The sequence below is a fragment of the Aquabacterium parvum genome (genome assembly GCF_001447195.1).
Taxonomy (GTDB): Bacteria; Pseudomonadota; Gammaproteobacteria; order Burkholderiales; family Burkholderiaceae_C; genus Aquabacterium; species Aquabacterium parvum.
The window spans coordinates 25,516-51,496 of record NZ_LFRI01000046.1 but is presented as its reverse complement, the minus strand read 5'-3'; the positions used below and the strand labels follow the sequence as shown (position 1 = coordinate 51,496).

At 66.0% G+C, this 25,981-nt stretch carries 9 protein-coding genes and 1 pseudogene; 6 read left to right on the top strand and 4 right to left on the bottom strand.

Annotated elements, in window-relative coordinates; all coding sequences use genetic code 11:
• The 4 genes and pseudogenes from ABG80_RS23340 to ABG80_RS01770 form a co-directional block, all read left to right on the top strand.
• Window positions 1-206, top strand: a pseudogene (locus ABG80_RS23340) (IS630 family transposase); the annotation flags it as partial.
• 363 nt (window positions 207-569) lie between these two features.
• On the top strand, window positions 570-2,132 hold the full coding sequence (locus ABG80_RS01780) for a methyl-accepting chemotaxis protein (RefSeq protein ID WP_058086084.1): 1,563 nt from the start codon (window positions 570-572) through the stop codon (window positions 2,130-2,132).
• Window positions 2,133-2,149: 17 nt separating this feature from the next.
• Window positions 2,150-2,743 carry a hypothetical protein gene (locus tag ABG80_RS01775; protein WP_152987407.1) on the top strand — a complete coding sequence of 198 codons (594 nt, stop codon included), beginning with the start codon at window positions 2,150-2,152 and terminating at the stop codon, window positions 2,741-2,743.
• 217 nt (window positions 2,744-2,960) lie between these two features.
• Entirely contained in the window at window positions 2,961-3,548 is a 588-nt protein-coding gene (locus ABG80_RS01770; protein WP_083505723.1) for a chemotaxis protein CheW, read from the top strand.
• An 89-nt stretch (window positions 3,549-3,637) separates the two neighbouring features.
• Here ABG80_RS01770 and ABG80_RS01765 read toward each other — a convergent pair whose 3' ends face one another.
• Window positions 3,638-6,340: an ABC transporter permease gene (locus ABG80_RS01765; protein ID WP_058086082.1), complete on the bottom strand. Its 2,703-nt coding sequence runs from the start codon at window positions 6,338-6,340 to the stop codon at window positions 3,638-3,640.
• Window positions 6,341-6,449: 109 nt separating this feature from the next.
• Here ABG80_RS01765 and ABG80_RS01760 point away from each other — a divergent pair, with 109 nt between their 5' ends.
• A complete protein-coding gene (locus ABG80_RS01760) occupies window positions 6,450-7,307 on the top strand; it encodes a DODA-type extradiol aromatic ring-opening family dioxygenase (RefSeq protein WP_058086081.1) in 858 nt (285 codons plus the stop codon).
• Here ABG80_RS01760 and ABG80_RS01755 read toward each other — a convergent pair.
• The 3 genes from ABG80_RS01755 to dusA form a co-directional block, all read right to left on the bottom strand.
• Window positions 7,277-8,335, bottom strand: a complete 1,059-nt coding sequence (locus ABG80_RS01755; RefSeq protein ID WP_058086080.1) for an adenosine deaminase — start codon at window positions 8,333-8,335, stop codon at window positions 7,277-7,279. The genes ABG80_RS01760 and ABG80_RS01755 overlap by 31 nt on opposite strands.
• An 89-nt stretch (window positions 8,336-8,424) precedes the next feature.
• Complete coding sequence (gene guaD / locus ABG80_RS01750; RefSeq protein WP_058086079.1) at window positions 8,425-9,756, bottom strand: guanine deaminase; 1,332 nt, start codon at window positions 9,754-9,756, stop codon at window positions 8,425-8,427.
• A 13-nt stretch (window positions 9,757-9,769) separates the two neighbouring features.
• Window positions 9,770-10,810, bottom strand: a complete 1,041-nt coding sequence (gene dusA / locus ABG80_RS01745) for a tRNA dihydrouridine(20/20a) synthase DusA (RefSeq protein ID WP_058086078.1) — start codon at window positions 10,808-10,810, stop codon at window positions 9,770-9,772.
• A 375-nt stretch (window positions 10,811-11,185) separates the two neighbouring features.
• Between dusA and ABG80_RS01740 the strand changes: the two genes are divergently transcribed.
• Complete coding sequence (locus ABG80_RS01740; protein WP_058086077.1) at window positions 11,186-25,960, top strand: hybrid non-ribosomal peptide synthetase/type I polyketide synthase; 14,775 nt, start codon at window positions 11,186-11,188, stop codon at window positions 25,958-25,960.
• Window positions 25,961-25,981 lie beyond the last annotated feature (21 nt).

Here is a 25,981-nt window from a genome sequence, read left to right as displayed (position 1 = left end):
TCTTCAGAGATCTGACCTGCGAGCGCCTGCGTCGAGGCGTGTTCACCAGCGTGCCCGAACTGGTCGCTGCCATTGATCAATACGTCCAGCACCACAACACAGATCCCAAGCCGTTCATCTGGACCAAGAGCGCCCGTGACATCCTGCAGAAGGTCATCCGGGCGAATTCCAAGATAAGTTCCAAACAGAACGAAACACTACACTAGGATGCTCATTGATGGGTGCAGCCCGCCCTTGTTGGGGTACGGTGTGCCAAGCTCGTAAAATTGGGGGTATAAATGGGGGTAGATCATGACTAACAACAGCGTCGCTCGCCTTGGAGCCCACGTCTTTCCTAGTGCTGGCGTGGCAATTCCGCATCAACGTGTGACTCTTCCGTTTTAACGTCTGAGCCGGGGCACAGCCCGGACACAACAGGGGTCGCCGCCGGGAGGCGGTGATCCTTCACGCTTGAGGGCCTTTGCCGCCGCTCAAGGCGCTCAGCCAAACGGCCGATAGCACCTCATCCAGCGTTGCTGGCAGGGTGGTTGACTGCAAGGTGACGCACACGTTTGACCGTGGAGCCAGTCATGTCCCTGAGCAGCTTGATGCGCCGATTCACCATCCGCACCCGCATGATGGGTGCCATCGCGATGGTGTTGTCACTCCTGTTGACCGTCGGCGTGGTCGGGCTTTTGGGCCTGCACCGCACCATCGACGAGTCCAGGCATCACGCCGAACACACCTTCTCGGAAATGACCGAGCTCGCTCACATGCGAGAAGCCAGCGCCCTGATGCGGCTGGAGGCGATCCGCGTGGCGATGTTCGCATCGGTGGGTGACATGGGCGGCTTCAAAGACCATGCCAAGGCGTGGCAGGAGCAGGCGGAAAAGCTCAAAAGTGAATCCAGCTCGATGCTCGAAGGTCCCGAGGACGAGGACAACCCGATCGTTCGCGCCTTGCAGCAGGATCTCCAGGCCCACCAGTCCACGATGCAGGGGCTGATTCAGGCCATCGGCACCGGTCAACTCGGCGGCGACAACGTACAGCCCAAGGTGATGGCCGCCATCGCGCTGGCCGACCCGATCGGCCCCAAGCTCGACCAGATCGACCAGATCATGTCTGACGAATCCGTTGAGGGGCAGGCTTCGCTGGCCGAGCATGCGCAGTGGACACAGGGCGTGTTCATCGCCGTCATCCTGGTCGCGGCCCTCATCGTCACCCCCCTGACCCTGGTCAACCAGGAGTCGATCTGCAAACCGGTGGAGGCCGCGCGAGATGTGGCGCTGTCGATCTCCAAGGGCAAGCTCGACAACCGCATCCGCATCGATGGGGAAGACGAAGCAGGCGACCTGCTGCGCGCCCTGGAGCAGATGCAATCTGGCCTGAAGAACATCGTGGTGGAGGTTCGGGAGTCGGCACAGGCCATTTCAGTCGCCTCGACAGAGATCGCATCGGGGAACATGGATTTGTCAGGCCGCACGGAAACCGCCGCGTCCAGCCTGCAGCAGACCGCCAGCAGCATGGACGAGCTCACGCAGACGGTGCGCCAGAACGCCGATGCGGCCGGTTGCGCCAATGGCATTGCCCACGAGGCGGCCGATGCTGCCGAGCGTGGCAATGGCATCGTCTCGGGTGTGGTCTCCAGCATGGACGAGATCCAGCGCACGAGCCAGCGCATCCACGACATCATCAGCGTCATCGATGGCATCGCCTTCCAGACCAACATCCTGGCGCTGAACGCCGCCGTGGAAGCGGCCCGCGCAGGCGAGCAAGGCCGCGGCTTCGCGGTGGTGGCCAGCGAAGTGCGCAGCCTGGCTCAGCGCAGCGCGAGTGCCGCACGCGAGATCAAACAACTCATCCAGGACTCGGGCGAAAAAGTGGCTTCGGGCTCCAGGCTGGTGCAGGAAGCTGGCCACGCGATGGAGGCGATCATCGGCAGCGTGCAACGGGTCAGCCAAACCATTGGCGAAATTTCCGTGACGGCGTCCGAGCAGAGCAATGGCATCGGGCAGATCAACCTGGCGGTGGTCAACCTGGACCAGATGACGCAGCAAAACGCGGCGCTGGTGGAGCAATCGGCCGCCGCTTCGTCCAGCCTGCAGGAGCAGGCCGAGCGACTCAAGCAGACGGTTGCGGCTTTCCAAGTCTGAGCAAACAGGAGCCGAACATGGCACAACTCACCTTCAAACGGATGCTGTGTGGCCTGGGCACGATCGCCTGCCTGAGCAGCTCGCACGCCGCTCGCCCACTGACGGTGGACGACACCGGCGTCAACGAGGTCGGCACCTGCCAGCTCGAATCCTGGCGGGACCACGAGCATGGCTCGCGGCACGTGCACGTCGCCCCGACCTGCGGTGTGCTGCCCGGCCTGGAGCTGAACCTGGAGGTGGTGCGCAGCTCCCCCGCCAGCGAGCAGTCGCAAGGGCGCTTCCTGGGCTTTCGCTGGGTGCCGCAGTCGGCCAAATGGGGCGAATGGCAGTTCGGGCTGAAAGCCGGCTGGCTGCAGGAAAAACCGCCCGAGCAAAAACGCTGGCAGGACGGTGACTGGTCCGCCGCCGTGATGGCATCCAGGCCCCTGAGCGATTCGGTGACGCTGCTGATCAACGTGGGGCACAGCCACCTGACCGACCAGCAGCAGAAGCTGACCACGCATGGCGTGGCCCTGATGTGGAACCTGTCGCCGCGCTGGATGCTCTACGCCGAAGCGCTGGGCGACACCCGGCACACCGTGCAAAAGGCGCGGGCCTGCGCTACTGGGTGATCCCGGAGGTGCTGGGGCTGGATGTGACCGCCATGCGCACCAATTCGCGGGCCGACTCGCGCATCTGGGGCATCGGGTTTGGCTGGTACGGCATCCGGTTCTGACTTGAACACAAGAGAGCCCTTCAGTTTTCCGGCAACCTGGCCGATACCCAAGTCTGAGAGCATTGAACCGGTGTGCGCCCCGCTCGGCGCACGAGGACCCCAAGAGGACCGACATGGAAACCCTGCAAGCCGCCCCCCAGACCAGCTCCCCCGCTCGCAGCGATGCAGCCTCATCCGCGGCAGGCTTGGGTGCGCGCCAGAACAACACCCGCCAGGTGCGCCATGCCGCCACGGGTCGTGAATTCCTCACGTTCCGGCTGGGCTCCGAAGAGTACGGCATCGACATCCTGAAGGTTCAGGAGATCCGATCCTACGAGCCGCCCACCAAGATCGCCAACGCCCCCGCCTACCTCAAGGGCGTGGTCAACCTGCGCGGCGTGATCGTGCCGATCGTGGACCTGCGCGTGAAGTTCAACTGCGTGCGCGATGACGGCCAGTCCGACATCGACAGCTTCACCGTGGTGATCGTGCTCAACGTCAAGGGCCGCGTGGTGGGTGCGGTCGTCGACTCCGTCAGCGACGTGATGCAACTGGCCGAGCAGATGATCCAGCCGGCCCCGGAGATGAGCGCCTCGGTGATCGACACCAGCTACATCACCGGCATCGCCAACATCAACGAGCGCCTGCTGATCCTGATGGACATCGAGTCGCTGATGGGCAGCGCCGAGATGGGCCTGATCAACAGCCTGACCTCGCACTGAGCGTCACCCTCGCGGCGCGCGGGCCCATGGGCCCAGGAAAACGCCGCGAGAAGCTGCACCAAGCCGAGCCACCGCGCTCGGCTTTTTTGTCAGTCGGCGCGGCGCAACGTCATGGCCACGGGGCGCGCCAGCACCCCTCGCAGGCTCCACCAGCCAGCACCCCAGGCCAGCAAGGCCCCGACGAAGGCGCCCACCAGGGGCCACCACCAGGGCGCCGTCCAGGGGAACTCGAACACCCGCGAAGACAGCGCCCAGCCGATGGCCAGCGATGCCGACGCAGCCAACGCACCCGCCAAAGCGCCCAAGCCGATCAGCTCGAACCGCTGTACGCGCGCCAGCAAACCCTGCGTCGCGCCCAGCGATCGCAGGACGGCCCACTCGCGCGCCCGGCGCTCGCGCGAGGTCATCAGGCCGGCCATCAAGACGATCAGCCCGGCCGCCAGCGTGAACGCGAACAGGAACTCGACCGCCGTGATCACCTGATCCAGCACCGACTGCACCTGCGCCAGCGTGGCCGTCACATCGACCACGGTCACGTTCGGGAAGTCCTGCACCAGGTTTCGGTCCAGCACAGAGCCCGCCGGCATGCGAAAGGCGGTGATCCAGGTCGCGGGCCAGTTGGCCTCGGCGGCCCTGGGGGTCATCACGAAGAAGTTGACCCGCATGGACGACCAGTCCACCCGCCTCAGGCTGGTAATGCGGCGCTCGTCGAATTGGCCGGCCAGGTCAAAGCGCAAGGTGTCACCCAGCTTCAAACCCAGGGTTTGGGCAATGCCTTCTTCCACGCTGAAAGCGTTCGGCTCCTCGGGCAGGAATCGCCCACCGACCAGATCGTTGCGACGGGGCGGCTCCACGGCGTGACTGAGGTTGAACTCGCGGTCGACCAGGCGATGGGCCCTGTCATCGACGAAATCTTGCGGCCGCACGGGTTTGCCATTGATGGCCACCAGGCGGCCACGCGCCATCGGGAACCAGTCGTATTGGCCCACCCCGCCCTTTCGCAAGGCCTGCTGGAAGGCTTCGACCTGGTCCGGCTGAATGTTGATGACGAAACGATTGGGGGCGTCAGGTGGGCTGGCGGCCTTCCAGCTGGTGATCAAGTCGGTGCGGATGAGCACCAGCAGCATCAAGGCCAGCAGGCCAATGCCCAGGGCACACACCTGAACAATGCTGTGGCCCGGCTGCGCCGTGACCTGGCGGGTGGCCAGGCTCAACCAGTTGGGCAGGCGCTCGCCATGGCGCTCGACCGCTCGACGCAGCAGCACGATGGCGAGCCCGCCCAACAAGGCAAACAGCGCCATCGCGGCCACGAAGCCGCCCAGGGCGATGGCCCCCATCCGCAGGTCGCGGGCCACGGCCAGCAACAGGCCGAACAGCGCCACGGCACCAAACAGCCCCATGGCCGCCGACCAGGGCCGCAAGCCGCCCAAGTCGCGACGCAGCACGCGCAGGGGCGGCACGCTGGCCAGTTGCAGCACGGGGGGCAGGCCAAAGCCCAGCGTCAGCAGCACGCCCACACCCACGCCGAGCCCCCAGGGTTGCCAGCCAGCCTGCGGCAGACTGACTATGACCAGGTTGGCCAGCAGCTCCACAAAAACCAGGTGGAAGGCCCAACCCAACATCAGGCCCAGGGCGCTCGCCAGCAGGCCCACGAACAGGAACTGCAGGCCGTAGATCCAGGCCATGGTGCGCTGGGGCACGCCCATGACGCGCAACAAGGCGCAATCGTCGAGGCGGCGCTGAGCGAAGTCCCGCGAGACCAAGGCCACCGCCACCGCCGACAGCAGGGCCGCCAGCAAAGCCACCAGTCGCAGGAACAGGCCGGCTCGGTCCAGCGTGGCGCGCATTTCCGGGCGCCCCTGGTCCAGCGTTTCGACCTTCAGACCACGCAATGCCTCGATGCGCTCGCGGCTGTCAGAGACAAAACGCTGCACGGCTTGCGCGGCCCGCCCGTTATCGGGGCCTGACGCGTGTTCGGCATCCACCGCGCTGGTGAGTGCCGCCTTCGGCCCCTTGGCGGCTTCTGGCTCCTCTGAGCCGACCGGGGCCTGCGAGTCGCCCGCACGCGCCGGCCCCGCCACCAGCAGGCGGTGGGTCACGCGGCTGGCGGGCTGCACCAACTCCGTCGAGGCCAGGTCGGACTCGCGGATCAGCACACGCGGCGAAAAGTTGATGAACCCGGCCCCGCGATCAGGCTCGCTCTGTATGACCGCTGAAATGATGAAACTGCGCTCACCCAGCCAGAGCGAGTCACCCACCTGGAGGTTGAGTGCCAACAAGATGCCTGCATCGACCCAGGCGTGGCCCGCCTCAGGCCCCCCCGCCGGCGCTGGGCCCGTGGGTTGGACTTGTCCGTCGGGCTGCAAGGCGCCGAGTGTGAGGCGGCCGCGCAAGGGATGCCCGGCGCTGACCGCCTTGACAGCCGCCAGGCGAGCTTCGCCACCTTTGTCGTCGGGGGCGCGGGCCATGCTGGCCATCACCGAGGTGCGCGCCACCCGCAAACCCAGTTGCACGGCACGTGCTTCGAACTCGGCCGGCAGGGGCTGGTCTCCCACCACCACGGCGTCCGCGCCCATCAACTGGGCGGCGTCCCGACTCAACCCGCGCTCGATGCGGTCCGCGAAGAAGGCCACCGCCGTGAGCGCGGCCACGGCGAGCACCACGGCCACCAGCAGGAAACGCATGCTACCCGAGCGCAGGTCGCGTCGGGTCTGCAGCAACGCCCAGCGCCAGGCGGCAATGCGGAGGGTGGGCGCTGTTTCTGTTTGGTTGGTCGGCACGGTCTCGGGCATCGGATGAACAAGGGGCGAGAAAATCGGCCCTGGGTTGGCACACCAGCGGGCATCATCGCAGCATTCCCTCGGCCCTGCGCAGCATGAGGTCGGACGCTAGACTGGACGCATGTCTGCCGCCCTGCCCTCGCCCTTGCCCACGCTTTTCTTATCGCATGGATCGCCCATGATCGCGCTGGAGCCCGGCCCGGCAGGTCGCTTCATGCAGCGCTTGGGCCCCGCCATCGCGCGCGCATGGGGCCTGCCGCGGGCCATCGTCGTGATGTCTCCACACACGGCCACCGCCACGCCTTTCGTGCTGGGCGGCGCGCACCATGAAGCCATCCACGACTTCGGCGGATTTCCACCCGAGCTCGACGAGGTCCGGTACGACGCCCCGGGCGAGCCAGAGCTGGCCAGGCGGGTGGCTGGGCTGCTGAACCAGGCCGGGGTACCGGCGCAATGGACGCCCCACGGTGGGCTGGATCACGGCATCTGGACGGTGTTGATGCACGCCTTCCCCGATGCGAGCGTGCCCGTGGTGCCCTTGTCACTGGTGCCGTCCATGAGCCCCGACGAGGTGTTCGCCTTGGGTCGAGCCCTGCGCTCGCTGCGCCAAGACGGCGTGTTGGTGATCGGCTCGGGCAGCCTGACGCACAACCTGCGCCGATTCTTCACCCGCCCTGCGCCGGTGGATGCGCCGGAGGAGCCCGATTGCGCCGCTTTTCGGGCCTGGGTGAACGAGCGCGTCCAGGCGGCCGACTGGCCCGCCCTGCTCGCCTACCGCCAGCTGGCCCCGCACGCCATCGCCATGCACCCGACGCAGGAGCACTGGTTGCCCTTTTACTTCGCTGCGGGCGCGGCCTGTGATGAAGAGGCGACCACGCCCGAGCTGGCGGTGCGCCTGCATGCCAGCGTCACCCACGGCCACCTGGCCATGGATGCTCACGGCTTCGGTCAGGCCGCTGCGAAGCTCTCGAACGTCTGATCGAGCCGCGCCAGCCAGCCCGCTTTGGCCTGCTCGGTCACGAAGCTCGCCTCAATGCTGTTGCGCGCCAGGGTGTAGGCCTCGCTCACGCCCAGAGGCAGGGCCGCGAAGGTGGCCAGGTAGTTTTGGTTGACGTAGCCGCCAAAGTAGGCTGGGTCGTCCGAGTTGATGGTGACTTTCAGACCCGCGTCCAGCAGGGTCTTCAGGTTGTGCTGGGCCATGTCACCGAACACGCACAGCTTGATGTTGGAAAGCGGGCACACCGTCAGCGCCGTGCCCTCACGCGCCAGGCGCTTGACCAGCTCCGAGTCTTCAACACAACGTACGCCATGGTCGATGCGCTCGACGTGCAGGATGTCCAGCGCGTTGACGATGTACTCGGGTGGGCCTTCTTCACCCGCGTGAGCGACCAGGTGCAGGCCCAGCTGACGGCAGCGCTCGAACACGCGCGCGAACTTTTCTGGTGGGTGACCGCGCTCGCTCGAATCCAGGCCCACACCGATGAACAGGTGCTTGAACGGCAGCGACTGCTCTAGCGTCTCCAACGCCGCCTCTTCTGAGAGGTGGCGCAGGAAGCACATGATCAGCGAGGCGCTCACGCCCAGCTCCGCCTTGGCACGCTCACAGGCCGAGGTCAGGCCCTTGATCACGACCTCGAACGGCACGCCACGGTCGGTGTGGGTCTGCGGGTCGAAAAACATCTCGACGTGCACGACGTTGTCAGCCTTCGCCTTGAGCAGGTAGTCCCAGGCCATGTCGTGGAAGTCCTGCTCCTTGAGCAGCACCGACGCACCGGCGTAGTAGATGTCCAGGAAGCTTTGCAGGTCGGTGAAGGCGTAGGCCTGGCGCAGCGCCTCGACGCTGGGGTAGCTCAGTTGCACGCCGTTGCGCTGGGCCAGCGCGAAGATGCGCTCGGGCTCCAGCGAGCCTTCGATGTGCAGGTGCAGCTCGGCCTTGGGCATGGCGGCCAGCAGCTCGGGCAAGCGCGCGGCAGGGATGCGGGCAAAGGTGTCGGCGGACAGGGTCATGGTCGATCCGGTGGGTTCTTGAATCGTGGGGAGATCGCCCCGCTCGCCCTCGTGGAGCGCGGCCGGGCCATGGAAGCAGTGTGCCGGACTCAGCCGGCGGCGGCAAACACGGTGCGGCCGGCCACCAGCGTTTCACGCAGGTTGCGCTCGTCGCCCAGGGTCATCCACACGAAGACGCGCTCGTGCAGTTCGCGACACAGGCCGTCGCGGTGGCGGGACACGTCGTCGCGCGCCCAGTCCCACACCGTGAGGTCGGCATGGCGCCCGGGCTCGATGGCGCCGATTTCATCCTGCAGGCCCAGCGCTCGGGCGGCGCCCAGGGTGGCGGTGTAGAGCGCCTTCCAGGCCGTCAGGCGGGTGCCTTGCAGGGCCTGGATCTTGTAGGCGTCCTGCATGTTGCGCAGCATGCTCAGGCTGGTGCCGCCGCCCACGTCACTGGCCAGGCTCACGTGCAGGCCATCGCGCTGGGCCTGGGCCCAGTCGAACAGGCCGCTGCCCAGGAACAGGTTGGAGCTGGGGCTGTGGGCGATCTGGGCACCGTGTTCTCGCAGCACGGCTCGGTCGCGCTCGTCCAGCCAGATGCCATGGGCCAGCACCGCACGCGGGCCGATCAGGCCGTCACGGTCGTAGACGTCGAGGTAGCTGCGGGCGTCGGGGTAGAGCTCCATCACCCACTTGACCTCGTCGCGGTTCTCGGCGACGTGCGTCTGCATGTAGGTGCCGGCGTAGGTCTGGCACAGGCGACCGGCCATGGCCAGCTGCTCAGGGGTGCTGGTGGGCGCAAAACGCACCGTCACGGCAAAGGCGTTGCGCCCCTGACCGTGCCAGCGGTCGATCAGGTCAACGCAATCGCGCTCGGCTTGTTCGACGTCATCGAGCAGGCCCTCGGGCGCAAATCGGTTCATCAGCACCTTGCCGGTGACCAAGCGCATCTGGGCGGCCTCGGCGGCTTCGAACAAGGCTTCTGCGCTGACTTTGTGAACCGTCGGGAAAACCACGGCGCTGGTCGTGCCGTGGGCCCACAGGACGTTCAGGAAGCGATGAGCGCCTTCGCGAGAGACGGCGGGATCGGCGTAGCGCCGCTCGGCCGGGAAGGTGTAGGTGTTGAGCCAGTCCAGCAGCTCGGTGCCGTAGCTGGCGATGACGTCGAGCTGCGGGCAATGCACGTGCGTGTCGATGAAGCCGGGCAGGATCACCTTGCCCACCTGCTGCTCCACCGGCCCCCCTTCCCAGCCGGCCGGCAGGGCTTCATCGGGCGACAGCACCGCCGCGATGCGACCGGCGTCGATCAGCACGCGATGGCCGGGGCGCCAGCGCACGCCGGGTGATTCCTGCGGCGTGGCAAAGCCAGGGTCGTCGGTGAAGTCCAGCAGGTCGCCCTGGAGGATGCGGCGTGAAGATGCGGAAAGGGTGTCGGTCATGGGACTTGTGGAGTCAACCCACCTGAGCAGCAAGGCCCATGCCGGGTTCATCTTCGCGGCGCGGGGGGCGCTGGTGGGCCAGTTGCATCACCTTGGAGGGCAACTCGTTCTTCAAGGTGTGGTCCGACCACACCTGGCGCCAGCGGCGCGCGCCTGGCAGGCCGTTGTAGAGCCCCAGGATGTGGCGGATGACCTGGTGCCAGCGCACCTCGCCATGCGCCCAGCCCTTGGTGCGCGCCATCTCGCGCTCGACGTAGGCCACCATGGCGGCCTCCACGCCTTCGCGGGTCAGCGCCTCGGAGCGCTTGGCATGGCCGAAGAACTGCTCGTCCCACTCCGACAGGATCCAGGGCGTGTGATAGGCCGCGCGCCCCACCATGACGCCGTCAAGCGTCACGCCAGGCAACTCGGCGTCGGGCTGCAGTTGCTCCAGGCAGGCGGCGTTGTCGGCCAGGCCGCCGTTGAGCACGATGGTCAGGTGCGGGAAGTCGCGCTTGAGCTGGTGCACGGTGCCGTAGCGCAGCGGCGGGATCTCGCGGTTTTCCTTCGGGCTCAGGCCCTTGAGCCAGGCGTTGCGCGCGTGCACGATGAAAACTTGGCAGCCGGTTTCGGCCACGGTGCCCACGAAGTCGCGCACGAAGTCGTAGGACTCGCTCTGGTCGATACCGATGCGGTGCTTGACGGTGATGGGCAGCTTCGGGTCGCCATCGACGGCGTCGATCATCGCCTTGATGCAGTCGGCCACCAGCGAGGCCTCGTTCATCAGGCAAGCCCCGAAGGCGCCGCGCTGCACGCGCTCGCTGGGGCAGCCGCAGTTCAGGTTGACCTCGTCGTAGCCCCATTTCAAGGCCAGCCTGGCGCATTCGGCCAAGTCGGCCGGTTCGCTGCCGCCAAGTTGCAGGGCCACCGGGTGCTCGAATTCATCGAAATCAAGGAAACGGTGCATGCCGCCGTGGATGATGGCCCCGGTGGTCAGCATCTCGGTGTAGAGGCGCGCTTCGCTGCTCAGCAGGCGGTGGAAATACCTGCAATGGCGATCGGTCCAATCGAGCATGGGCGCCACGCAGGCGCGCCATGGCGAGGCTTCAGGGAGGGTTGAGACAGTGGGGGAATCGGACACAAGAGAAATTTGCTACGGAAATCGACGAAACCTGCCCTGTCACCCTTCAATCGTGGGGCCGATACAGGTAGTTACGCAGGATGAAATCAAAATAAGATGAACAAGGGCGTCCGTTCAGCGGACAGGTAAGTTCCGTGGATTTTCGGACACTCACCGGCGGGCCGCATCGAGCCTTGCCTCCCACACAAAAAAACACCTCTCGGAAAACAGGACAGGACGTCATGACTCAGCCCACCTACCAGCCCAGCGTGACGGCACCGGACTTTAGCCCAAGCCCCTTGACCCTGCCACCAGCCCCGGTGCGCTGAGATGGCCGCCCACCGCCCCAGCACCGACATGCCCACCCGCCACCTGTTCCCCCTTCGCCAGACCTTGCAGCGGGCCGCTCAGCGCTGGCCCGATGCCCCCGCGCTGTCGAGTGGCCAACAGGTGCTGAGCTACCGGGTGCTGGCCGACCTCGTGGCCCGCCGCGCCGATGCCTGGCGCGCCGCAGGACTGGTCGCGGGAGACCGCATCGGCATCGCCGCCAGCCGCAGCATCGAGACCATCGTCTCCATCGTGGCGGCCGTGGAGTCGGGCCTGGCCTACGTGCCGCTCGACCTGGGCTACCCGACCGACCGCCTGCAGGCCATGCTCGACGACGCCCAGGTGCGCGCCGTGGTCGGCGAGCCCGAAGCGCTGGAGACCCTGCAGTCGCGCCTGGACGCGCTGCCCAGCCTGGCTTCGCCCCGCCCGGCCGGCCCCGCTCCCCACGCCGCCGATGGCGACCTGGTCTATGTGCTGTTCACCTCGGGCTCCACCGGCCGCCCCAAGGGCGTGGCGATGGGGCTGGCGCCGCTGGCCCACCTGACCGCCTGGCATGTGACCCACCCCCGACTGGGCCAGGCCGCGCGAACGCTGCAGTTCGCGCCGCTGTCGTTCGACGTGCACTTCCAGGAAATCTTCTCGACCCTGGCCACCGGCGGCACGCTCGTGCTGCCCGACGACGCCGACCGCCGCGACCCGGCGCGTCTGCGCGCCTTGCTGGCACTGGAGCGCGTGCAGCGCCTGTACCTGCCCTATGTGGCCCTGCAGATGCTGGCCCAGGCCGATGCCGACGCGCACACGCATGCCGGCGTCCTGCCCTTGTCGCTGCAAGACGTGGTCAGCGCTGGCGAGCAACTGCAGGTCACCCCTGACATCCGCGCGCTGTTCGGCCGCCTCAGCGGGGCCGTGCTGCACAACCACTACGGCCCGACCGAGACCCACGTCGTCACCGCCTTCGAGCTGCAAGGCGATGCCGGCGCGTGGCCTCAGATCCCGGCCATCGGCACCGCCCTGCCTCATGTGCGCGTGTGGCTGCGGCCGGTGCAAGATGACGATGCCGCCGAGCCCCACACCGCCGCGAGCGAGTTGGCCCAAGGCGAGCTGATGCTCGGCGGCGACACCTTGGCCGAGGGCTACCTGGGCCGCCTCGACCTCACGGCTGAGCGCTTCCTCGACCACCTGCCCGGCCCCGATGGCGTGCCGGCCCGCTGGTACGCCACTGGCGACCTCGTGCGCCAGGCCCCCGACGGCACCCTCACCTACCTCGGCCGCGCCGACCAGCAGCTCAAGGTCGATGGTTTCCGCATCGAGCCCGGTGACATCGAACTGGCCCTGATGGCCCACCCGGGCATCCAGGACGCCGTGGTCACCGCCCCGACGGACCCGGATGGCAGCCGCGTGCTCACGGCCCACGTGGTGCTGCGCCCCGGCTCGGCGCCCGCCGACCAGACCGTCACCGCCTGGCGCGCGTGGCTGCGCGATCGCCTGCCCGAGTACATGGTGCCCGTGCGCTTCGCCGTGCTGGACAAGCTGCCGACCACGCCCAGCGGCAAGATCGACCGACGCGGCCTGCCTTCGGCCATGCCGGCTGCCCCGGCTTCGGGTTCAGTCGGCATGCCCTCGTCAGGCGAGCCGATCGACCGCCTGCGCGCGCTCTGGCTCGAACTGCTGGGCCTGGATCACTTGCCCGACGACGCCAACGTCTTTGACCATGGGGCCCGCTCGCTGCTGGTCATGCGTTTCGTCGGCCGCGCCCGCGAGCAAGGCATCCAGCTCAACGTGGCCGATGTGTACGACCGCCCCACGGTGGCGGGCCTGAGCGCTCTCCTCACCTCGCAAGCCAATGCAGGCAACGGTGAGGCCGGCGCCGCCCGCGCTCGTCGCCAGGCCACCTCGCCCACGGGTGAAGGCATGGCCATCGTCGGCATGGCCGCGCGCGTGGGCACCGCGACGGACGTCGACACCTTCTGGCAGCAATTGCTCGACAACGTCGAGACGCTGCGGCGCTTCCGCCCCGAAGAGATCGACCCCTCGGTGCCCGCCGCACTGCGCGACCAACCCAACTTCGTGGCCGCGCGCGGCGTGCTGCACCAGGCCGATTGCTTCGACGCCGGTTTCTTCGGCCTGTCGGCGCGCGAGGCCACGCTGACCGACCCGCAGCAACGCCTCTTCCTGGAGCTTTGCTGGAGCGCGCTCGAACACGCCGGCATCGACCCGAGCAAGCTGGGCGGAGACGCGGGCGACCGCGTCGGCGTCTACGCCGGCACCGCGAACAACGCCTACCTGCCCGCCATGCGGGCCGAGAACCCCGAGCTGATCGCGCAAGCCGGCGAGTTCGCGGCCATGCTGGCCAATGAAAAAGATTACGTGGCCACCCGCGTGGCCCACCGGCTCAACTTCAATGGTCCGGCGGTGTCCATCCACACCGCGTGCTCGACCTCGCTGGTCGCCATCGCCCAGGCCTGGCACGCGCTAGCCCAGGGGCAGTGCGACATCGCGCTGGCCGGCGGAGCGACGGTGATCGTGCCGCAGCTCGGCGGCTACCTGCACGTCGAAGGCGGCATGGAATCGGCCGATGGCCGCTGCCGCCCTTTTGATGCCCTGGCGTCGGGCACGGTGTTCGGCAGTGGGGGCGGCGTGGTCGTGCTCAAGCGGCTGTCGCAAGCCCTGGCCGATGGCGACACCATCTACGGCGTCGTCGAAGGCGTGGGCCTGAACAACGATGGCGGCGACAAGGCCAGCTTCACCGCGCCCAGCGTCAGCGGCCAGGCTCAGGCCATCCGCATGGCGCTGGAGCACGCCCAGGTCAACGCGCGCAGCATCGGCTACGTCGAGGCCCACGGCACCGGCACGGCGCTGGGCGACCCCATTGAGGTGGCAGCCCTGTCGCGCGCCTGGTCGCAGGACACGCGCGACACGGGCTTTTGCACCCTGGGCTCGGTCAAGGGGCACGTCGGGCACCTGGTGGCCGCGGCCGGCGTCATCGGCCTGATCAAGGCCACGCTGTCGCTGCACCATGGCCGCATCCCCGGTACGCTGCACTTCGACCAGCCCAACCCGCAGATCGACTTCGCGCACTCACCCTTCCAGGTCTCGGCCCAGGCGCTGGCGTGGCCCCGTGGCGAAGCACCTCGCCGCGCGGCCGTGAGTTCGTTCGGCGTCGGCGGCACCAATGCACACGTGATCGTTGCCGAGGCGCCTGCCAGCGCCCAGCAAAAACTGCCCGATGCCCCCGGCCTGCAACTGCTGCCGATTTCGGCGAAGCACCCCGAAGCCTTGCTGCAACGTGCCAGGGACCTGGCCGACCACCTAGAGCGTCACCCCGATCTGCCGCTGGCCGCCGTGTCCGCCACGCTGATGCGCGGTCGCCAGGCGATGACTCAGCGGCAGTGCGTCGTGGCCGAGCACCGCGACGAAGCCATCGCCGCGCTGCGCGCAATTGCCCAAGGCCAGCCCGCGCAACGCGGTGGCCGCATCGTCTTTGCCTTCCCGGGCCAGGGCTCTCAGCACCCCGGCATGGCGCGCGAACTGGTCACACAGTTCCCGGCTTTCCAACATGCTTTCGACGAGGTGCTGGCCGCTACGCCCCACGAGCTGGCCGCCACGCTGCGTCGCCTGCTGGTCGAGTCCTCCCCCACCGACGAAGCGGCAGCCGCCGAACTGGCCGAAACGCGCCTGGCCCAGCCGGCGCTGTTCGCCGTGTCGCACGCCATGGGCGCCTGGCTCAACAGTCTTGCCATCCGCCCGCACGCGCTGATCGGCCACAGCATCGGCGAATACGCCGCCGCCTGCTTCGCCGGTGTCATGACCCCGCAAGACGCCATTCGCGCCGTGATCGAGCGCGGCGAAGCCATGTTCGTGCAGCCGGCCGGCGCCATGCTGGCCGTGCGAAGTGGCCTGGCAGCCTTGCAACCGCTGCCTGCCAACATCGACGTGGCCGCGCTCAATGCTCCCGAGCTCACGGTGCTGGCCGGCCTGCACGCCGACATCGACGCGCTGGCCACAACGCTGGAACAACGAGGCATCGCCGTCACGCGACTGAAGGTGTCCCACGCCTTCCACAGCGCCTCGATGGAGGGCGCCCTGCCCCGCGTGCAAGCGGCCCTGGCGCGCGCCAAGCTGTCGGCGCCGAAGCTGACCACCTATTCCTGCGTGAGCGGAGCCCCCCTCAGCACTGAGCAAGCCACCGACCCGGCCTACTGGGCCTCGCAGGTGCGCGCGCCCGTCGCCTTCAGCCAGGCCGTGCAGGCCGAGCAAGCCTTGGGCGACGTCACCTTCATCGAGGTCGGCCCGGGCCAGGCGCTGACCGCGCTCATCCGCCAGCACCGCATCCAGGGTGCATTGCCCAAGGTCATGCCCTTGCTGAGCAACGCGCAAGCCGCCCTGCCACCCGCACGCCATGCCCTGCAGGCGCTGGGCCAGCTCTGGTGCCTGGGCCTGTCACCTGCCTGGCCGCTGCCCGCGCGCACCCCGCGTGTGGCGCTGCCCACCTACCCATTCCGCCGCGAGGTGCATTGGTTCAAGCGCCGCACAGCCGTGCCCGCACCGATCGCTTCCGAGCCCACCGTTTCCAGCCTCACTGCCACGACCACCATGAATCGACTGCCCCGCATCGAGCAAGAAATCGTCCGCATCCTCGCCGATGTGGCCGGCCTGCCGCCAGAAGCGACTGACCGCAGCGCCACCTTCGTGGACCAGGGGCTGGACTCGCTATCGCTGACCCAGGCAACCCTGGCCTTCGAGCAGACCTTCGGCATCCGGCTGCGTTTCCGTCGCCTGCTGGAAGACCTCGACACGCTGCCCAAACTGGCGGCTTTCTTCGATGGCGAGTTGCCGGCCGAACGATTTGCCGAGCCCCCTCCCGCGGCAACCGAGTCATGCTCGCAAGCTTCGCCCCAGGCGCCCTCGGCCACCGTGACACAGGCGGTTGCCCTGCCCCCGCTGCCACCAGCGGTGGCTGCCAGCAGCGGCCTGCAAGCCCTCATCCAGCAGCAAATGGCATTGATGCAGCAGCAACTGGCGCTGCTGACAGGGCAGCCCTTGCAGGTTGCGCAGACCGCTCAGGTTGCCGTCAAGGCACAGACCGAGGTCGCGCTAGCACCAGCCACCCCATCGCAAGCCGCGCCAAGCGCCACCTCCACCGACGCGCAGCCGAGCAAGAACACCCTCGTCGAGAAGCCATTCGGCGCCTCGGCCCGCATCGTGCTGACAGCCCAGAACGAATACACGCCGGCACAGCAGCAGTGGATCGACGATTTCATCCGCCAGTACAACGCCCGCACCGGCAGCTCCAAGTCCTTCAGTCAAAAACACCGCAAGGTGATGGCCGACCCGCGCGTGGTCACGGGCTTCAACCCGCAGTGGAAAGACCTGGTCTACCCCATCGTGGCAGACCGGTCCGAAGGCGCGCGCATCTGGGACATTGATGGCAACGAGTACATCGACCTGCTCTCGTGTTTCGGCGCCAACTTCCTGGGCTACAAGCGCGAAGACGTCACCCAGGCCATGATCGACCAGCTGCACAAGGGCATCGAGGTCGGCCCGCAGCACCCGCTGGCAGCGGATGTCGCGCAGTTGATCTCCGAGTTCACTGGCATGGAGCGCGTGGCTTTCTGCAACACCGGCTCGGAAGCCGTGATGGGCGCCATGCGCATCGCGCGCACTGTGACGGGCCGCAAGAAGATCGCCATCTTCAACAACAGCTACCACGGCATCTTCGACGAGGTCATCGTGCGCGGCACCAAGCAGCTGCGTTCGCTGTCGGCCGCGCCAGGCATCCTGGCCAACGCGGTCGAAAACATCCTGGTGCTTGACTACGACAGCCCCGAGTCGCTGGAGGTGCTGCGCAAGTGCGCTCACGAACTGGCGGCCATCATGATCGAGCCGATCCAGAACAAGTACCCGACCCTGCAGCCCACGGCCTTCGTGCAGCAATTGCGCGAAATCGCCACCAAGGGCGGCGCTGCGCTGATCTTCGACGAGGTGGTCACGGGCTTCCGCGTGGCCCCCGGTGGCGCGCAAGAGTTCTACGGCGTGCGCGCCGACATCGCCACCTACGGCAAGATCATCGGCGGCGGCCTGCCTTTCGCGGCCATCGCGGGCAACAGCCTGTGGCTCGATGCGCTCGACGGCGGCCAATGGCGGTACGGCGACGACTCCTACCCCGAAGCAGGCGTCACCTACTTCGCCGGCACCTTCGTGCGCCACCCGCTGGCGCTGGCCGCGGCCCACGCTTCGCTGTTGCACATCAAGCGCAGCGGGCGCTCCCTGTACCAGACCATCAACTCGCGCACGCAGCGCATGGTCGACCGCATCAACGCGGCCTTCGCCAGCCGTGGTGCGCCGGTCAAGGCCGTGCACTGCGCCTCGCTGTGGCGCCTGCAGTGGGACGACAACGTCCGCAACATCAGCCTGTTCTACTACCTTGCCCGCTTCAAGGGCCTGCACCTGTACGAGCAGTTCGGACACTTCGTGACCGAGGCCATGACCGATGCCGACTGCGACCGCATCGCCGACACGTTCCTGCAGGTGATGGATGAATTGATCCGGCTGGGCTTCATCGCACCACGCACCACGCCTCCCTCCATCACCGAATCTGGGTCGGCAACGACACGAACCAGCACGACGCCAGCGCTCACCTCATCGGCCCTAACGCCTGGCCAGACCGAGCGTTGGCTTGCTGCCATCTACGACCCCGCGGCCCGCATGGCGCTCAACGAGTCGTTCTGTGTCACGCTGAAAGGCGACGTGGATCTGCAGGCACTCAAGCAGGCGCTGAGGGACGTCCTCGAACGGCACGACGCGTTCCGGCTCCGGTTCGACCTCGACCAGCCGATGCAGATCATTGACCCCTCTGCCCAGGTTCCGATCGACGAGGTCGATCTGCGTGCATGGTCTGACAGTGAGCAAGCCCTCGATCAACACGGCTGGCAGGCTGCTGCCATCGAGTTCCCACTGGATCAGGCTCCGCTGGCGCGTGCCAGCATCCTGAGATTGGCCGATGGCCGCGTGGTGGTTCACCTGGTTGCCAGCCACCTCATCTTTGATGGCTGGGCATCGAGTGTCTTCAACACCGAGCTGGCCCAAGCCTACCAGGCTCGCAGGATGGGACACGCGCATGCGTGGGTAGAGGCTGAGTCCCCATTGAGTTTTGCCAACACCGAGCATGCCCGCTTCGAGCAGGACGATGGTCGATCAAGCGCGCGACACTGGTCTGAGGTGCTTCAAGCGCTGCCCACTCCAATCTCTCTGGGTGACAAAACACCCGTTGGCCTGCGCGCGTTCTCAGGCAACACGGTTCGCGCACGCCTCGACGGTGATCGTCTGACTCATCTGCGAGCGCAAGCGAAGTCACAAGGCGCCACGCTCTTTCAATGGTTGTTGCAGTCCGTGGCAGAGCTCATCTGCCAGGAAAGCGGCCAACGTGACATGGTGTTGAGCATTCCGTTTGCCGCACAAAGCCTGCAACGCCATGGCCCGCTGGTGGCTGACGGCGTGCTGGACCTGCCCATCCGTCTGCAAGTGAAGGATGGGGAAGCGCTGGCAGACAGGGTTCGCCGGACCAAAGCCGCCCTCATGGACGCCATGGAGTTCCCATTGATGACCCAAGGCACCGCAGCGCGGGCCCTGGGTCTTCAAGCCGAAGGCAGCAAGCCCCCACTGACATCGATCTACTTCAACCTCAATCCCAAAGTTGACCTTTCTGGCTGGGCTCCGCTACAAGCCTCGATGCACGAAGGCCGAAAGCGGGGGCTGCTCAGCGAAGTCTTCTTCAACTTCTACGAACAATCCGATGCACTGACACTCGACCTGCATCACAGCAGCGAACATCTGAGCCTGGAGCGGGCACAGGCACTGGTCAGCCGTCTGATGCAGATCCTGGCACCGGCCCCGGCAGCAACGGCGGTGTCCATCGATAAGCGCCTGCTTGACTGGAACCTGACCGACCGGGCCCTGGATGCGCACGCTCGCATCGAAACCTGGGTGAGCCTGCAGGCGCAACGCTCCCCGTCGCGCATTGCGGTGGTGACCCATGAAGGTCAGCTCACCTATCAGCAACTCGATGCACAAGCCAACCGCATCGCCCGTATGCTGCAATCCCGAGGCGCTGCGCCAGGCCAACGCGTGGGCATCAGCCTCCCACGGGGGCAGCACCTGCTTCCAGCGATGCTGGCGGTGCTCAAAACTGGTGCCGCGTACGTCCCGATGGATCCTGGGTTTCCAGCTGAGCGGCTGCAAATGATGGCCGAAGATGCCGGCCTCACCCTGGTGGTCACGCACTCCACCTGTGCAAATGCAAGTGGTCTGCCCCGATCCATGCAGGTGCAGCTCGATACCGACGCTCGACTGCTGGATGCCTCGAGCGATGCACCAACGCCTTTGTTCACCGACACCGAAGCAGCTGCCTACGTGATCTACACATCGGGCTCAACAGGCCGCCCCAAGGGCGTGGCCGTTCCCCATCGCGCCGTGTGCAATTTCTTGGCATCCATGCAGCGCGAACCCGGCCTGCAGGCGTCCGACCACTTGCTGGCCGTCACCACACTGAGCTTTGACATCGCTGTCCTGGAGTTGATGTTGCCCTTGGTCACAGGCGGCACAGTGGTGCTCGCAACACGTGATCAGTCCATGGATGGCGAAGCCCTCATGGCACTGATGGCGCAACAAAACGTCACTGTGATGCAGGCAACACCCACCACCTGGCATCTTCTGCTGGATGCTGGCTGGCACCCTCGCACAGGCTTCCGTGCGCTCGTGGGGGGGGAGCCGCTTCCGCCCTCGCTCGCCTCAGCACTGCTGGCGAAGGGCATCGACGTCTGGAACATGTACGGCCCCACAGAAACCACCGTGTGGTCGACCTTGGCGCACATCACCGATGCCGCAGCCAAGATCACGATCGGGCACCCCATCGACAACACGCAAGTCTGGATCCTGGACGAGCGCCTGCAGCCCCTGCCGGTGGGAGCCGAAGGGGAAATCTGCATTGGTGGCGATGGGGTGGCTTTGGGCTATCACGGGCGTCCCGACCTGACGGCAGAACGCTTTGTCACGGTACCTTGGGGCCCTCGACCGGGTCGCCTGGTCTATCGCACGGGCGACCTTGGTCGGTGGCGCGAAGACGGCCAGATCGAACACCTTGGCCGAATGGACTTCCAGGTCAAGATTCGCGGCTACCGCATCGAGCTCGGCGAGATCGAGGCCCAACTGGAGAAGCAGGCAGGCGTGTCTCGTTCCGTGGTCGTGGCCCGCGAGATCACCCCGGGTGACCTGGCATTGATCGGCTACGTCGTGCCGCAAAGCGGCGCTGCGCTGGACACGGCTGCGCTGCGCAACAGCCTGCGCCACACCTTGCCTGATTACATGGTTCCGCGTTCGGTGCTGGTGCTGCCGTCGCTGCCTCTGCTGCCGAACAACAAAGTAGACCGCAAGGCATTGCCCTTGCCCGCGGGTGCCCACGCGCCGACGGAGGCGTCGCCTGCCACCACACCGCCCGCATCGCCAACGGCCAGCGGCCCGGTTGCACAAGCCACCGAAACCGTGGCCCAGGAAATGGGCAAGTTGCTGGGCCGCGATCGCCTGGGGGCCAACGATCACTTCTTTGAGCAAGGTGGCCACTCCCTGATGGCCGCGAAACTGTCTGCGGTGCTGTCCAAGGCACTTGGACAGCGCCCAGGCCTGCGCGTGATCTTCGACAACCCCACACCAGCCAAGCTGGCAGCCGCCCTCGTTCAACTGACGGCTGCGCAGGGCAACTCCCCTGCCAGCACAGCGCCGATCGATGCCATCCCCATTCGCGCAGACCAGTCGACGGCACCCTTGTCGCAGATGCAGGAACGGGTGTGGTTCCTTGAGAACCTCACCCCCGGCACGGTCGTCCACAGCATCCCCACTGGACACCGCCTGCTGGGGCCACTCGACATCGAGGCGTTCAATCAGGCGTGGCGCATGCTCATCCAACGCCAGAGCGTGCTGCGCACGGTGGTCGAACGCACGGCCAATGGCGATGTCCAGCGCATCCTGCCCGAGTTGCCCTTCAGCCTGATCCCATTCGACGACTTCAGCAAGTTGCCGGAAGAAGAGCGCAAGCCGGCAATGAACAAGGTCATCGCTGAGTTGGTGGAAACGCCTTACGATCTGGAGAAGGGTCCCCTGTTCACAGCCCGACTGTTCCGTTTGTCTCCCGAAGAGCATGGCCTGCTGTTCCAGGCTCACCACTTGATCTGGGACGCGTGGTCGTTCGACCTGCTGTACGTGGACCTGCCAGAGCTTTACAGCGCCTGCCTGGATGGCCGCCAGCCCAACCTGCCGACACTCACGGTCAGCTATGGCGACTTCGCCGCCTGGCACAACGAGTGGATGGCTGGCCCAGAGCTTCAGCGCCAGTTGAGCTACTGGCGGGAGCAGCTCACCCCGCTGCCTCCGCCCCTGGATCTGCCGCTTGACCACCCCCGTCCAGCCATCATGTCTGGACGAGGCGGCTCCTTCCAGTTCAATCTGGCCAAAGACGTGACCGATGCGCTGCGTGCGCAGGCCCAACAGCAAGGGCGAACGCTCTACATCACCTTGCTGGCAGCATACGCGCTGGCCTTGCATAGGGTCAGCAAACAGCACGACTTTGTCATTGGCACACCCGTGCGAGGGCGTGAGCAGCCAGCGTTGGAGCACCTGATGGGCTTCTTCGTCAACATGCTGCCATTGCGCATGCGGCCCAAAGACGACATGACACTGCCGGCCTGGCTCAGCGCCGTGCATCGCCAAGTGGTGGACGCGTTCTCCTACCCCGATGTCCCCTTCGATCACCTCGTGCACGTCATGCAGGTGCCGCGCGACCGGAGTCGCCCCCCCATCCACCAAGCGTCGTTCTCTTACCAGGATGTCCGTGAACGCACCACTCGCTGGGGCAACGTGGACCACCAGCGCATGCCCACGCCCATGCTGGGTGCTGCACAAGATCTGTCGCTGTGGTGCGTGGAAACTCGCAATCACATCGAATTCGTGTTCACGTTCAATGCCGATGTGCTGGACACCAGCTCCGTCGGAGCTTTCGCGAAGGCGCTGGAGCGGCTGCTGCGTGAAATCGTGACCGACCCGGATCGTCCTCTGTCCCGATACGATTTCTCCCCTGGGGCAACGTCGGACGCACCTCCTGCAAACGCTCCTTCCACGGCCGCGTCAACACCCAGCGGCATTGCCACGACCTCCTCTGCCGAATCGGTGGAGTCGGCCATTGCCGAGATCTGGCGCGGCCTGCTCGGGCTCGATCGATTCGACATCGACGAGGACTTCTTTGACCGCGGCGGCCACTCGCTGCTGGTGATGCGCGCGGTGACGCAGATCCGCAATCGCACGGGCAAGCCGGTCAGCGTCCACACCATCTTCGACAACTCCACTCCGCGCCGCCTGGCCCAGGCGCTGAGCGCAACGATGACTCCGGCACACCCCACTGCGGAGGGTGCCCAGCCCATCGGTGCGCCAAGCGCTGCCCCCCAGGTGATTCCTCACCGTGGCGACACGACCACAGCACCGCTGTCGCAAATGCAACAACGGCTCTGGTACCTCGAAAACCTGACGCCGCACAGCGTCACGCATCACATCCCCTCCGCTCACAGGCTCGATGGCGAGCTCGATATTCAGGCCCTCGCTCAAGCCTGGCAGCAACTGCTGGCCCGGCAAGCCGCATTGCGCACCGTCATAGGGCGCACGCCCACAGGCGACCATCAGCAGGTGCTGCCCCGACTGGATGCGCCCTTGCTGCCACTGGAAGACCTCAGTCACCTGACAGAGTCCGAGCGCGAATCCACTCTGCGTCACCGCATGGGCGAACTCGCCATGCAGCCGTTTGACCTCGAGAAAGGTCCGCTTTTTGCCATCCGCTTGTTCAAGCTCTCTGATCGAGACCACGTCCTGTTCTTCTTGGTCCATCACCTGATCTGGGATGGGTGGTCGTTCCAGGTGTTCAACGACGAACTGTCGGAGTTGTACAGCGCTGCCATGGCCGGACGTCCGGCACAGCTGCCTACGTTGCCCGTCACCTACGGCGACTTTGCCGCCTGGCACAACAAGTGGATGAGCGGCGAGGAACTTCAGCGCCAAACTGCGTTCTGGCAGGCCCGGATGACACCAGCGCCGGCGCCGCTGGCCCTTCCCACCGACCGATCAAGGCCTCCCCTGATGTCTGGGCAGGGTGCCTCTTGCACTGTTCACCTCGACCAACAAACAACTCACCAACTGCGAGAGGCGGCGCAACGTCAAGGGCGAACCTTGTTCACCACGTTGCTGGGGGCCTTCGGCTTGTTGCTGAACAAGCTCACCGGTCAGGAAGACCTGGTCATCGGAACACCAGTTCGAGGGCGAGACCATGCGGAACTGGAGTCGCTCATCGGCTTCTTCGTCAACACCTTGCCGCTGAGACTGACGCCCCGCGCCGATCTGACCCTATCCGACTGGTTCGCGCAGGTACAGCGCAGCACCATTGATGCTTTGTCACATCCGGACGTGCCGGTTGACCACCTTGTTCGGACCTTGCAGTTGCCACGAGACGCCAGCCGTGCACCGCTGTATCAGGCCCTGTTCTCATACCAGGATGCCCGCGAGCGCCACACGAACTGGGGCAATGTCGAGCACAAACGGTTCGATGTCCCGATGGTGGGCGCCGCACAAGACCTGGCCTTGTGGTGCGTGGAAACGCCCAACGACATCGAATTCACGTTCAACTACAACACGGACATCCTCGACGAAGGGACCGTGCAACTGTTCGCACAACGGTTGTCGCACCTGCTCAAACAGCTCTCCAGTCACGCGAACACGCCACTGAAAGACATTTCGGTGCAATCGGAGCAGGAGACCCTGCAACTGAGGCAGTGGAACAGCACGTCCATCCAATGGCCTACCACCGCTGCGAACATGATCGACCTGCTGCTGCAACAGCAGCATGCGTCATCCAGCGAAATCGCGGTGAGCCTGGCCGGAGAGCGCTCACTCAGCCACGCTGAGCTTTGGGCTCGAGCAGCGCAAATCGCGCACCATCTGCGCGCCCAGGGCCTGGGCCGAGGAAGCCTGGTTGGCGTGTGCATGCCGCGCTGCCCGGACATGCTAGCAACGACGTTGGGCATCCTTCAAGCAGGCGCAGCTTACGTGCCGCTCGACCCCGACTACCCCGCAGAGCGACTGAAACACATGGCCGAAGATGCTCGCCTGGCCTGGGTGGTCAGTCGCTCAGACACCATGCAAGCCTTTGCCTGGCCACGGGAGAGAACCCTGCTGACGGACATCGACGATGCCCTGCTGCTGCTGCAGCCGACCCGCGCACCAGAGCCAGATGCCTCCCTCGATGCCAATTCATCCGACGCCGCCTACGTGATCTACACATCCGGCTCCACGGGCAAGCCAAAAGGCGTGGTGGTGCCACACGTTTGCGTGACCAATTTCCTGCAAAGCATGGCTCGGGAGCCTGGATTGCGGGCTGGCGAACGTTTGCTGGCAGTGACCACGCTCAGCTTCGACATCTCGGTGCTGGAACTCTTCCTTCCCCTGCTCGTCGGAGCAGAAATGGTGCTGTGCCGCAGCGATGACACCCGCGACCCATTCCAGCTCAAGGCGCTGGTGGAAGACGACATCAGCACGATGCAAGCCACACCCAGCACCTGGCACGCGCTCATCGAATCTGGATGGCAGGGGCACCCCGGCTTCACAGCGCTGGTCGGAGGAGAAGCGCTGCCAGCATCTCTTGCATCGGCCCTGCTGGCGCGTTGCGGTGCGGTCTGGAACATGTATGGTCCTACCGAGACCACGGTGTGGTCGACATGCTGGCGCGTGTCTCACCCTGAACGCGGTGTGCGCATTGGTCGGCCCATAGCCAACACCCAAGTGCACGTCCTGGATGCTCAAGGACAAACATGCCCCGTCGGAACACCTGGCGAGATCTGCATCGGCGGAGTAGGCGTCACGGCAGGTTACCTGTATCGCCCGGAACTCACAGCAGAGCGGTTCATTCGAGACCCCTTCCATGCAGCCCCCCATGCCAGGCTCTATCGCACAGGGGACCTGGGACGATGGGGGACAGAGGGTGAACTGGAGCACCTGGGCAGGCTGGATCACCAAGTCAAGGTGCGAGGCCATCGCATCGAACTCGGCGAGATCGAGGCCGCCTTGCTGAGCGACCCATCCATCGGGCAAGCCATTGTGATGGCGCGAGAGGACCTGCCCGGTGATGTGCGACTCGTCGCCTATTGCGTCCCGCGAACCCTGCACGGACTGCAAACCGATGTGACAGCACTGAGGGCTCAGCTGGCGACCATGTTGCCCGACTACATGCTGCCGCAACACATCGTGCTGCAGACGGATCTGCCAAAGCTACCCAATGGCAAGGTGGATCGATCAGCCTTGCCTCGCCCCACGGAATCCGCCCATCGAACTTCACCCACCCGACGCAACAGGCGCGAACCCACCACGGCGCTTGAAGTGGCGATGGCGGCCGTGTGGCAAGAACTGATTGATACCGATGACATCGGCCTTGACGACAACTTCTTCAACCTAGGAGGCCACTCGCTCCTGGCCATGCGTGCGGTCACCGAAATCAAACGTCGGACAGGGTTGACCATCAATGTGCGACGACTGATTTTCGAAACCCTGGGGCAGTTGGCCGCCTCCGAATCTGCCACACAGCCGGCTCGACAGACCGACGTGGACCACCCCGCCCAGGACACCCCGAAGCAAGCGGTGCAACCGTCGACCGAGGCCAGCAAAGGTGGCTGGTTCAGCCGCTTGCTGGGACGTTGATCCCGTGCCGACACCGAGCCC